The organism is Streptomyces sp. NPDC050658, assembly GCF_044457025.1.
Classification (GTDB): Bacteria; Actinomycetota; Actinomycetes; order Streptomycetales; family Streptomycetaceae; genus Streptomyces.
Genome location: NZ_JBITGM010000015.1, coordinates 142260 through 154042, shown reverse-complemented (window position 1 = coordinate 154042; position 11783 = coordinate 142260). Strand labels below are relative to the sequence as shown.

Annotated in this window: 8 protein-coding genes; 3 read left to right on the top strand and 5 right to left on the bottom strand. The window is 61.7% G+C overall.

What is annotated here, in order from left to right; translation table 11 throughout:
• The first annotated feature begins 4 nt into the window (after positions 1-4).
• The 3 genes from ACIBKX_RS37370 to ACIBKX_RS37360 all read left to right on the top strand — a co-directional run bounded on the left by ACIBKX_RS37370 (position 5) and on the right by ACIBKX_RS37360 (position 3429).
• The gene (locus ACIBKX_RS37370; protein ID WP_363275721.1) at positions 5-1000 is read left to right on the top strand and encodes a radical SAM protein; all 996 of its coding nucleotides are present in this window, start codon (positions 5-7) and stop codon (positions 998-1000) included.
• Between the two features lie 253 nt (positions 1001-1253).
• Positions 1254-2738, top strand: coding sequence for a B12-binding domain-containing radical SAM protein (locus ACIBKX_RS37365; RefSeq protein ID WP_399377087.1), 1485 nt, complete (start codon positions 1254-1256; stop codon positions 2736-2738).
• A gap of 433 nt (positions 2739-3171) precedes the next feature.
• Positions 3172-3429 carry a hypothetical protein gene (locus ACIBKX_RS37360; RefSeq protein WP_363275719.1) on the top strand — a complete coding sequence of 86 codons (258 nt, stop codon included), beginning with the start codon at positions 3172-3174 and terminating at the stop codon, positions 3427-3429.
• Between the two features lie 344 nt (positions 3430-3773).
• Here ACIBKX_RS37360 and ACIBKX_RS37355 read toward each other — a convergent pair whose 3' ends face one another.
• The 5 genes from ACIBKX_RS37355 to ACIBKX_RS37335 form a co-directional block, all read right to left on the bottom strand.
• The gene (locus ACIBKX_RS37355) at positions 3774-5549 is read right to left on the bottom strand and encodes an ABC transporter ATP-binding protein (protein WP_363275718.1); all 1776 of its coding nucleotides are present in this window, start codon (positions 5547-5549) and stop codon (positions 3774-3776) included.
• A complete protein-coding gene (locus ACIBKX_RS37350) occupies positions 5546-7306 on the bottom strand; it encodes an ABC transporter ATP-binding protein (RefSeq protein ID WP_363275717.1) in 1761 nt (586 codons plus the stop codon). The genes ACIBKX_RS37355 and ACIBKX_RS37350 overlap by 4 nt, the downstream gene beginning before the upstream one ends.
• 485 nt (positions 7307-7791) lie before the next feature.
• Complete coding sequence (locus ACIBKX_RS37345) at positions 7792-8679, bottom strand: glycosyltransferase family 2 protein (RefSeq protein WP_363275716.1); 888 nt, start codon at positions 8677-8679, stop codon at positions 7792-7794.
• A 40-nt stretch (positions 8680-8719) separates the two neighbouring features.
• Complete coding sequence (locus ACIBKX_RS37340; protein WP_363275715.1) at positions 8720-9874, bottom strand: polysaccharide pyruvyl transferase family protein; 1155 nt, start codon at positions 9872-9874, stop codon at positions 8720-8722.
• A 68-nt stretch (positions 9875-9942) separates the two neighbouring features.
• The gene (locus tag ACIBKX_RS37335) at positions 9943-11163 is read right to left on the bottom strand and encodes a hypothetical protein (RefSeq protein WP_363275714.1); all 1221 of its coding nucleotides are present in this window, start codon (positions 11161-11163) and stop codon (positions 9943-9945) included.
• Between the last annotated feature and the right edge of the window lie 620 nt (positions 11164-11783).

Genomic DNA, 11783 nt, shown 5'->3' with positions numbered 1-11783 from the left:
GCTCATGTCCAATATCACTGATCCGGCATGTCTGGACGGTACGGCCTACATCTCGTTACAAAACCCTTGTAACGCGAGTTGTCCGATGTGCCTGAGCTGGCGTGATGACAGTGTGCTTCCCTTTGAGGCCGTACGCGACGCCATACATGCACTGGGTGCACAAGGCTGGAGAATGGTGATCTTCACCGGCGGGGAGTTTATCGACTACCCGAACATCGCGGAACTGGTGGAACTGACAACCGGCCTCGGCATGAACTTCGGGTTCATTACCAATGGCACTGCCCTTTCGGCCGATCACAAAGAAATACTCGACTCTCCCGGCCTTCGCAAGGTCGTGCTGTCCCGCGACTTCTCCGATCCGGAGCATCACGCACGCTGGCGTAGGCTACCCGTCTTCTCCGACGGTGAAATCGCCGAAATATTTGCACGACTGGCCGCACGTCAAGTCTTCTGCCAAGTCAATACGGTTCTTATGCCGCGCAACGTGGATGATCTCTCGAACTTCGCCGGGCTGCCCTTCTGGCCGAGCCTGAATCTATGGCATCTGATACCAGTCAAGGGGCCAATGGCCAAGAGCTGGTCAGAAGAACAAAGGGCCCGATTTGTGACCGTAGCCGCGGAGCTGAACGACGGACGGATGCCAGGACCCGCCATCGTCAGTCCCCTGCCCTCCGGATTCGCGGACCTCCCTCTCCTCGAAATTCGCAGCTCACGCCCCACGGAGAGTGCTGTCCGCGGACGTTCTTGCACAGTAGAACGCAGGCAGCTGTACATCGATGCTTCAGGTCATGTGCTGCCCTGTAATTCAATCGACTGGGATTACCGCCGTACCATCGGCTTCGGAAATCTCCACGAAGAATCAGCGGAGTCGATTCTCAATCGCCGTCGGTGCGCCCTGGCGGCGGACCATAATCGTGAACGCACAGGTTGCCATGCCTGTGACCCGTTGAACTTTTCCGTGAACTCAAGCCTGGTGGCCGATGTACGCCCGGAGGCGTGAACTGCCGTCGCCCTGGCGCCGCGTCGACGAGGCGCGCGAGGTGCCGGCCGCCTGGGCGAGCGGCCTGCCTGGGTGATTCCGGCACCTCGCAGAGGGATCTGCGAGGAGTGGCGACATATGACGAGACACACGAAGGCGAGTGGCCACCGAGACGGAGCGTGGACATCCATGAGCGATGCCGGTGGTCTCTGGCGAGTGATGCCGAAGCCACTAGGTCGCGCCTCCCAGCAGTCGAACAGAAGGCGAGATCACCATGAAGAGTTGCGCGCCGATGCTTGTCGTTCGGCCAGAGACGTCCCGCGCGTTGGGTGCCTTTTGGCGCAACCTGGGCCACACCATGGTCACGACCTACGGGCAAGCTCACGGGCTTGAGGTCGATATGGCCGACCTCTCCTTCGACCAGTTGTCAGACAAGATAGGACCGGATACCAGAGCCGCGGTGTTCAGCCTGTACATCGATGACTTCGACCGTGGAATCGCCATCGCTCGTGATCTCAAGGCTTCCCATCCCGGCATCACGACCTTCGTCGGGGGCCCTCACGCGACCATGGTCGGTGGCCAAGACGTGCTGAGGGTCACTGATGCCTTCGACTACGTGGGGGTCGGGGACTGCCTCCCCGAAGCCATGCCGATCATCGCCGAGGCTTGCCGAGGCCGAAGTCTGCCCGAGAATCGCGTGATCACGGGATCAACCTTCGACGCGCGAATGGACAGTCTGTCGCCGGACTATGCGATCTGGGGAGCGGACCGCTACTTCCCTCTCTTCCCGGTCGAGTTCTCCCGTGGGTGCCGACAGCGCTGCCCATTTTGTACCGATCCCGTGCTGCGCCGCGGCCTGGCTGTCGACCCGGTGGAGCGAACGATGCGCACAGTTGAGGGACTGGTACGGCGACATGGCCCCATTTGTGTCCGCTTCGTGGATTCCAGTCTCAGCAGTCTGGGTTCAGACCTGGATGTGTTACTGGACGCTCTGATCACCGCAAACTTGCCAGTGACATGGAGCGCCTTCGCATATCCCCACGACATGACGCTCGACCTGGCCTCCCGCATGGCCGCAGCTGGATGCCGGGCGGTGTTCATGGGCATCGAGACAATGGCACAGGGCGTCCGGACGGGAAAGCATCACACGAAGCATCCCGAGGAAATCGCCCGATCCGTCGAAGTCTTGCATGCCAATGGGATCTTTGTTCACGGAAACTTCATCATCGGCTTGCCTGGTGAGACACCGGACACGGTTTCGGAGACCCTCGACGGCCTACGCACCGTACAGTTCGACTCGGTCGGGGGCGGTCCCTTCTATCTCGCGCCGGGCTCGACGTTCGCACGGCGCCCCAGCAAGTTCGGTATCGACGTATTCGATCCCGAGTGGCAGTTGCGGGCGCACCAGAACTTCTATGAGCCGATCCCGTACTTCCGTACGGCCACGCTCACTCAGCTTGAAATGCGGGAACTCGCGACCAGGTTCCAGAAGGAGGTCGAAGATTCTCAGTTGGGTTGCTGGAATCTTTCAGACTTTGCCGTCTTGTGCTGGCTGTCCATCGGTGGGGACATCAACGACCTGAAGCGGCTCTGGAGTGCCAGGCGCTCGGATCTGTCAGATGACGCCCGGCATGTCATGGACGTCCTCAAGGAGCGGAGTACCGAGGCTTCGAGTTCCGAATGCAGGGCGGAAGATTTCGTCGCATTGGCCACACGAGTGGCACACGTGCAATCGGTTCAGCAGAGCCACAGCACGTGATGTCCTTGCGCGCACCGCGGAGATGAGCGATTCCTCCCTCCGGGCATGGGAGCTACCGGGTCCCTCCCTCGGGCCCTTGTCGCCGGGGTCCCGGACTCCCGGTATGGGACGAGCGGTGTGCGGCAACATCGATGCCGTCCGGATCACGTATCCCGTCCGCCGCCGGGTCCGTGAGGCCGCCCGAGGTGCCATCATTCGGCCCGAACGACTCGGCACGCAAGGCGGCCAAACTGCCCTTCGCCACCGCCTTCGCTGGTGCCTAGTGGCAGGTGTCGCTACTGCTCGACGATATGAGTCTGGGCAACGACGTCGACCTCAACAGCCGCTCTTACGGCTGGTTGGGGGGCGCCGGGTGGCAGTTCGCTGCGGGCGGCCGGGGCCTGGGCGGACGAGGGCCTGGCAGGACGTCGAACAGACGTTGGACCAGGGCGAGTTGCGGAGCACTGAGCAGGACGCCCTGATCCGTCTCGTCCTGAACCACACGACATCGACCGTGTACGAGGTGGGCCGCACCGTGCATCGCTGGGCCGGCTCGGCGGCGATCCGCCGCGGCCCGGTCGACCGCTTCTTGCGCGACCTCGGCACGGGCACGCAGCACGTCACGTCGAACCCGGTCGTGCTCCAGAACTGCGGTAAGTGGCTGAGCGGCGCCCAGCCGGAGGCCCGGTGGAGCTTCCTCGACCTGACCTAACCTGACTTGACCGCCCGCGGGCCAATGCTTGGGGGCACGATCATCTGAGGGCGCTGGGCATCGGGGCCGTCATGCCGACTAGGGCCTGTATTGAGTCGTGATCGGTTTGCCGGATCTGCCCTCGCTGCGGGGGTGGATCCGGTAGTCCGGTACGTATGACGCGTGCGCAACTGGCAGGCGATGAATGGGGATTCATCGAGTGGCGCCCCTGCAGGAAGGCCCGCTCACGATCCTCTTGCGAGCTCTACGCGGTTCCTTCAGCCGCAGATGGGAATTGTGTCTGCAGTTCGGTCATGGTCGAGGGGCCGATCGAGAGAGTGGATCGTCGTGGATCACGGAGTACCCTATTTGGACCCGAGATGATCTGTGTCAGGATTCGCGTGCCATGTCCGCCACATTGCCGCGTAGGCCCCGCCAGCTGTCACCAGCTCCTCATGGGTGCCCATTTCCTTCAGGCGGCCGTGCTCCATGACCACCACCCGGTCGGCGTCCTGCGCCGTGTGCAGGTTATGGGCGATGGCGATGACCGTGCGGCCCTGGAGTACGGCGGCGAGCGCGCGCTCGGTATACCGGGCCGACGTGGGGTCCATCAGGGCGGTCGCCTCGTCCAGGATCAGAGTGTGCGGGTCGGCCAGCACTACCCGGGCCAGCGCGAGCTGCTGGCTCTGGGAACCGTTGGTGGAATGGCCGCCTACACCCAGCCTGGTGTCGAGGCCCTTCGGCAGCTCACGGACCCAGTCGGCCCCGACCACGGCGAGTGCCGCCCACAAGTCGGCGTCCGCGGCCTCCGGCTCGGCGATCAGCAGGTTGTCGCGGACCGTGCCGAAGAAGACATGGTGTTCCTGCGTCACCAGGACCACCTGACGGCGCAGCAGCTCTGGCTCCAGTTCGGCGATCGGCACCCCGCCCACCGTCACCTCGCCGGCCCCAGGCCGGTCGATGCCGGCTAGGAGTCTGCTGAGGGTCGTCTTGCCGGCACCGGACGGCCCCACCACCACGAGCCGTTCCCCAGGTCGTACCGTCATGTCCACCCCGCGCAGCACATCGTCTCCACGGTTATAGGCGTACCAGACCCCGCGCACGTCTATCCGATCGTCCGCCGCCGCCGGGAGGCCAGATGCGGTCTCCGCGCGCGGCGCCTCGGCCAGCCCCTCCACGCGTGCGAACGAGGCGCTGCTGTTCTGCAGTTGCTCCACACGCATCAGGATCTGGTCCAGCGGCTTGGTGAGTTGGTGCAAATACAGTGCGGCGGCAACCACCGTGCCGACCTCGACCGAGCCATGCTGGTGCAGCCAGCCACCGAGCAGCAACACGCCCGCCACAGGAACGGTGTAGGTCACCTGCACTGCCAGGAAAAACACCGTGCGCAGGAAGAGGGTGTGAAACCGTGCGAGGCGGGCCTGCTCCAGCACGTCGTGGCTCGCCGCGATCCGCCGCTCTCGCAACCCGAACGCCTCTACGGTCCGCGCCCCGGCCGCGGTCGCGGCGACAATCTCCGCTACCGCGGACGTGGTCGCTCCCTCGGTGAGATAGCCGTCCCGGGCCCGCCGCAGATACCAGCGCAGCCCCAGCCAGATCGGGAGCAGCCCGAGCAGCCCGAACGCCCCGAGCAGCGGCTCAAGCGTGAACACCGCCGCCAGCACGAGTAGTGCCTGTACCGTGCACACCAGCAGCTGCGGGCCGACGTCCCGCAGGGTGGTGCCGACGACCGCCACGTCCGCCGTGCCGCGAGCGGTCAGATCGCCGGTGCCGGCCCGCTCCACCGCGGACGCAGGCAGCGCCAGCACACGCCTGACGTATTCCTCGCGTACCCGGGCCAGCGTCCGTTCACCGAATCGGTAGCCTAAGTACCGCGCCCATCGGGCCAGCAGCAGCTGAGCCAGCGCGCACAGCAGGATCCATGGGGCAAGCCGGTCGACTGCGCCGATCCCCTGTCCGGCCCGCACGCCATCCACGATCCGCCCAACCAGCCACGGCCCGACCAGACCCGCCCCCGCCGCCAACGCGTTCAGAAGCAGCATGGCGGCAAACGCCCACCCGTCGTACCTCAACAGCCGCAGTGCGGCCCGCCGTACCTGGTTTCGATCCGCGACCGGCAACAGTCCCTCGCCCGCCGTCACCGCGTGGACCCTTCCGTTTCCAGGACCACTTCCCCGGCCACAATCCCTTCTGTGGCCGCCACCTCTTCCGCGCCCCGGTCCACGAGCTCCCGGTATCCAGGCTCCTTCGCTATCAGCTGTCGGTGCGACCCGCTCGCCATAGCCTTGCCGTCGACCAAGAACACCACCGTGTCGGCGCAGTCAAGCATCAACGGCGAGGCGGAGGTCACCACCGTCGTACGGCCCTCCCGCGCTTCGCGTAGCCGCCGCGCGACCGTCGCCTCGGTGTACGCGTCCAGCGCCGAGGTCGGCTCAACCGCGATCAGCACCTCGGGATCGGCGAGCAACGCGCGTACCAGACGTACCCGTTGTCGCTGGCCACCCGACAGACTCCGGCCCTGTCCGGCCACCGGCGAGTCCAGACCGCCAGGCAGGCCGTGCACCACATCCTCGGCGGCCGCCGTGTACAGCGCCCGGCTGAGCACCGTCTCGTCGGTGGTGTGGCCGGCGGCCACAACCTCCCGAAGTGGTCCGGCGAACAGGTCGGCCTCGTTGTCCGCGACCAGGATCCGCCGGCGCACGTCCGCCAGCGGGACCGCCTCCAGCTCTACCGCACCCCAGATGGCGTCGGTCGGCCCGAAGCGGCCGAGCCGGTCGATCACGGCGCTGGCCTCGGCGGGGCTGGCAGCGACCAGCGCGGTCAGTCGGCCTGGCACCACTCGCACCCCGGAGACCGGGTCATACAACTCGGCCGGCCCCTCGGGCGCCGCTCGCGTACCTTTGTCAGGTGCTGGCTCCAGCTGCAGCAGCCGTACGACCCGGCGCGCGGCGACCACGCCCCGGCTCAGGTCATAGGCCATCTGCACGAAGAAGGCCACCGGCCCGATCAGCACCGCCACATATCCATATACCGCGACCAACTGGCCGACGGTGAGGGCCCCCTGGGCTGCCAGTCGGGCGGCCAGCCAGGTCACCACAGCCAAGAAGAGTGTGGGTAGGCCCATAGCGAGCGCCTGCACCCAGCTGGCTACCGCGCCGACCCGGTAGCCCTGTGAGCACAGCCTCCTCGAGTCCTCCCGGAAAGCCTCCCCCACCAGCCCCTTCCCACCCAGACCATTGAGGACGCGCAGCCCGCCGACGAGGTCGCTGATCCGCGTGGCGATCACACTCTGCTGCTCCCGGTACACGCTCTCCGCACCCTGCAGCCAGCGCGTCAGCGGCACGGTGGCCAGTGCGATCACCGGCAACCCGAGTAGTACGACGGCGGCCAGCGGCACGGAGACCGTCAACAGCAGCCCGGCCACCAGCACATAGACCACGGCCGACCCAATGCCCGGACCGACCACGATCAGCGCCTGCGCGATCGTGTGCACGTCGCTGGTCCCGATGGCCACCACCTCACCGGCCCCCGCCCGGCGCGGCAGCACGGCCCCAAGCCTCACCACATGCTCCACGACCACCTTCACCGTGCGGAAGTTCGCGTCCATCAGCACTCGGGTCATGGTGCGGTGCCGCAAGATGCTCAGCCAGGCGTTCACCGCCCCGACCGCGACCATCACCCCGACCCACGCGGCCAGCACCCCCAGCCGTCCTGGCACCAGTCCCTCGTCAACGGCCCGCGCCATCAAGTACGGCTGGACAGCCAGCAGAACCATCCACACACTGCCCAGCAGGGCCCCGACCGCCGACCGGACCGGCTGGCGCAGCACCAGCCACCACAGATAGCGCCAGCCGCCTCGGATATCGGGCTGGCCAGGATCCTCGAACGCGTCAATCATCCATCCCCCAAGGCCAGGCCGTTAGCACATCCGTGCTGGGTACGCGTGAGTTAGTGAGAGCGCCACGCTGGAGCACGGCACGGGCCACGGAGCGCCGTCGGAGCAGACGCATCGAGACCGACCGCTGTCATGGAGCTCCGTTGCCTCACATCCCTGTGAGCGGCCCACCGGGCCCCGATAACCGTCCTCCGCGTGTTCACGATGGGCCGAGGGCGGTATGCGCCCGGCCATGTGTGGAGATAACACGGTTATGCCATTCATTCACGTCGATAGACTGCTGGAAAGGGGCCCTTCAGGTGCGCCTCGGTGGACATTGAAGCAGCGCTGGCGAAGGTACGCGCCCCCGGCCGTGAGTGGGACAATTCGCCCCTGGGCCGCCCGCCGCCCAGGGGGAAATCTCCCCGCCTCATGGACTGCGTAACCTCGGGGGCAGTCCCACGGTAACTGACCATTCAAGTGCGTCAGATGCTAACGAGCACACGCAACTACACCTGCCGTATCGGTGCGTAGCGGAGACACGCAGCACCACATCGTTGGATAAACTCCGATCGGGCTGAAGAGGGAAGTCGTTTTGGATCATTGAAAGCACTGACCAGGAAAGGCAGCATCTGCTCGAATACGAGCGGACGCCAACGGTCCAGCTGCGGATTCCGACTCAAGAAGGAAAAGACTCGATCGAACTGATCAAACATTTCGAGATGACGATGACTCGGGGTAGACGTGACACTACCATGTCGCCGCTGCCGATAATGCAGACAAACTCGGTCGAGTACAGCGATAGACCTTGCAGCGAGCATCACCAGATAGGTCCACGGGATTTCTTCATAAAGCCCAGAAGGAAACTCTATCCTTTCATTTTCAATGAAATCGCGCCGATAGGCCTTATTGCATGGAATAGTCGACAATCGCAAGAGCTCAGGGCGATCGTCAATCGAAAATTCCTGCGGGCCGGACTGCCTCAAGTGACCAGACAGAGGGTTTCGCACCACCTCTCCCGTCCAGTATGTTCGAGCGAAATCGTAGAGCAGGACGTCTGGGCCATCGGCTTCGTTCAGCCGGTCGACCATGGCTTGAAGAGAATTGGCGGTAAGCGTGTCGTCGCCATCCAGGAAGAGCAGATAATCACCTACAGAACGGGACATCCCGACATTCCGGGCTGGACCAGGACCCATGTTCTCTTTCAGATGAAATGAGTGCACTCTCGGGTCACGTGCAGCATATTCGTCGATGATCTGACCGCAGGCATCTGGTGAGTGGTCTTCGACAGCGACGATCTCGAAGTCCCGGAAATCTTGGGAGAGAATGGAATCCAGGCATTCCGGTAAGAACTCCTCCACATCGTGAACCGGAACAACGACACTGAAACGGGGCATGATGCACTCCTCTCTGAATTTCCCTCATATGACACCGTCTCTAACCTCGTGAGAGCATCGACACGAGGGTCTCCGTAAACTTCTCCGCTGACCATTCGGCGTGATTATGTATCCGTGCGGCGACGACTTCGGCTCCTCGACCTTCTATTAGACCGGCGATCCTATCTATGCGACGCTCGCGCACTTCGTCCGTGTCAGGGAAAGTGGAGAGGTAGAAGTCCGACGCATCGTACGCCATGTGAAACACATGCTTCTTCACGTCGTTCAACGTCAGGTCACCTTGAGGCGTAGGCGCCGGCTGCGGCGCGCCAACGCATATCACTGGAGTGCCGACACGCCACGCATTGACGCACAGATGATACGTATCAGTAATAACCAGACGGTACCGGGAGAGCGATGCCAGCAAGTCACCGAGCGTGAAGTGACCAGGATGCGCCTCAACGTGAGCAACCCGCGACGGAATCCTTTCATCGAACCACGGAATCCACTCGAGCGGGCAGCCAAGTCGACTGGAGATCTCGTCACAGGTACCCGGTAGCCAATCTGGGATATGAGTGCGAGTGCCAAGAAAAACACCAATCGCTTTTCCTTCTGGTGTCTTCTGAGGCCAGTCTGTGACTGGCAAATCTAACTCCCCCGGATGCAATAGAAGGGCTGCGTCAGCACCAAAATATTCCATCGTGCGATCTCGACGAAAATTTGCGACCTTGGCCGCTGACAATGGGTCACGCATCCATATCCGATGGCTCTTCGCCATGAACCGCGAGAACGACTGATTGTACTCATCGTCATCATAGTCAGACTGCGTGTTATGCAGAATCGCCCCGCCATAGGCCAACGTTCGCGCAAGGAGATCATCCGGTTCCCCCGCGAACAGAAGGGTACGGATTAGCATACTTCTAGCTTTCATGCGATCTTTGACCACTCCGAAACGAAGTAGCTCAGGCGTCAACTCTTCCAAATAGTGGGCCGCATGTGGGAAATCACCCCAGAAAACAATCGCATCGTATTCTTGAAGTTCTTCGCGGCACTCACTCAGCAATCGGAAGCTGAACGGAAGTTTAGTTCCCTCAACGTACCTACGCAGCGGTACCATGTCCGGGTGAAGGAGGGTGTACCAGGTAGCATCTACGCCTTTTAGCCGCTCGTCCAGGCGCCGCCGCAGCGTCTCGAATGCCAAGTCAACCGTCACCATCCCCGTGTTGCGATATCCTACATTTGACGCGGCGATTACTGCTACACGTGACATGAATACCTCTCAGTCTATTTGAGGCAGCCATCTTCAATTGCGCGCATCGCAACCTTTCTGACCCGGTCAAGATCCAATAGATCCCGGGTGATCAGGTAACCTGGCGAGGGTATTATCCGTTCCGTATTTATGTGATGGACAGAAACAGGCCTTCCCTCACCGCTCACAATTGGAACATGATCCAATTGAGGCATGATTCGCGTATTCAGTGCCTCAATTTCTGCCAGATTCCAAGAATGTGGAGGCTTCCCCAAGAGTGCGACGGTGTGAATGAACGTGGATATATTGGTTAGTACTGTAAATTCCTTTGTCGGTGAATTCTGGACGTCTTGGCAAGGGGGCTCCGCTTCAACGTGTCGAACCTTGCGCCATCCGCATTCTGGTGCATTGATGGTCCAAAGCGCCTGCAGCGTGGCATCCAGGTAGCCAGTAGCACCAGGGCGAGCTTGGACTACTTGCCCGCGGCTAAGGTAGATCCCACAGGTTAGCCACTTGTCGGGTCCGAGTGCCATGAATATATCCTCGCCCAAATCCTTCACCGATTCGGGAATCCAATCCAGGTCTAATGCGTTCCAGAGTCGCTGAAGTGTTCTCACTATCATCAAGGATTCATTATTTCGTCCGGGTTGAGAGAGCTTCACATGGTGGATTCCCTTCTGGTCCCACCAAGCCCCTATTAGCCTTTCCAAGGGGGCCAGCTCCCGGTAATTCCTTACATCTGCGTCACATTGGAAAACAATGTCATTCGCAGCAAGACCAAGAGCTATTAGAGAAATGTGACCGGCGAGCACGTTCAACCCTTGGCCGGCCCGGCCGCGGGGCCGTTCATCGAGGTTTAGAATTGGAAGAAGCCGTTTCCAATCCACGGCGTCGAGCACGTCGTCTTGCGAAATGACTGTCGCACCGCCTCGACGAGCAGCCTTGACCGCCTCGAGGCATGATCCGCCATCCACAAAGAGCGCACGCCGAGTAGTTACATATTGAGATATATATGATGCTGCTTGCTCTACGGTGGGTGCCATTTCGGGCTGCCACTCGGCCATTGGCACGAGGGCCCAAAGGGAACTTTTCAAACCCTTGATCAGCTCATGAGTGTCGTTACGGTGATGTGGTGCCATGTTCACGTAGCGGGCATTAAAATGCGATTGAAGTGGAGAGTCTCGCAGTTCAATAGAGCCGATCGACCGCTTTGCGTGAAAATTCAACTCCATCGTGAGTTCCGTCCGTTCCTTCATCAAGGCTTTCCGCTTTCTCGGTCTATGCTGGCGCAGGAACTTAGCATTTCCCGTTCGAGGTCAGCTTAGATGGCAACCTTGTTAGGCCATGACGCGAGCCCTGAAGCCTGTTTACTATTCACCTTCAATATTGACCGTCAGGAAATGATCTGCCAGAGCATCATGTGGCGGATGGAGATGCATCTGGACACAGCTGCAGTCAAAGCGTTAGGCAGTTCCCTGGTGGCACTACTCCCTGGCGGCAGAAGATGATGAATTTCGGCCGTTATTTCACGCTCCAAAGACCGAAAATAAATCACGAGACCTCAGCCAGAGTCTCTGCTACCGCCATGCTTTCTAGGCGCTGAAGTGCTCGCCCCGCACCCCTTGTATTCACATACCAGGGTGTATCTGGGAATGACTAGTGCACCGCTCAATGGACGCATCGTCAAGGGAGAATGGAGCGGAGGAACGGGGTACATCATGCAATCTTGTGCGATTGTGAATGCCATGGTGCTGATCCGAAACGATAAAGGTGCCTGGAACAGGATGGCTTCACACTTTTCGATCAAGCGTCCGCTCTCGTCACGGCGTTGTGACGAGGTTCTGATGCGGCCGTCGGTAACCAACCAAGCTGCGAT

Bases quoted from the DNA above. Each gene is read 5' to 3' on its own strand.
- ACIBKX_RS37335 (WP_363275714.1), bottom strand. From the start codon at position 11,163: ATGAAGGAACGGACGGAACTCACGATGGAGTTGAATTTTCACGCAAAG.
- ACIBKX_RS37350 (WP_363275717.1), bottom strand. From the start codon at position 7,306: ATGATTGACGCGTTCGAGGATCCTGGCCAGCCCGATATCCGAGGCGGC.
- ACIBKX_RS37345 (WP_363275716.1), bottom strand. From the start codon at position 8,679: ATGCCCCGTTTCAGTGTCGTTGTTCCGGTTCACGATGTGGAGGAGTTC.
- ACIBKX_RS37365 (WP_399377087.1), top strand. From the start codon at position 1,254: ATGAAGAGTTGCGCGCCGATGCTTGTCGTTCGGCCAGAGACGTCCCGC.
- ACIBKX_RS37340 (WP_363275715.1), bottom strand. From the start codon at position 9,874: ATGGTGACGGTTGACTTGGCATTCGAGACGCTGCGGCGGCGCCTGGAC.
- ACIBKX_RS37370 (WP_363275721.1), top strand. From the start codon at position 5: ATGTCCAATATCACTGATCCGGCATGTCTGGACGGTACGGCCTACATC.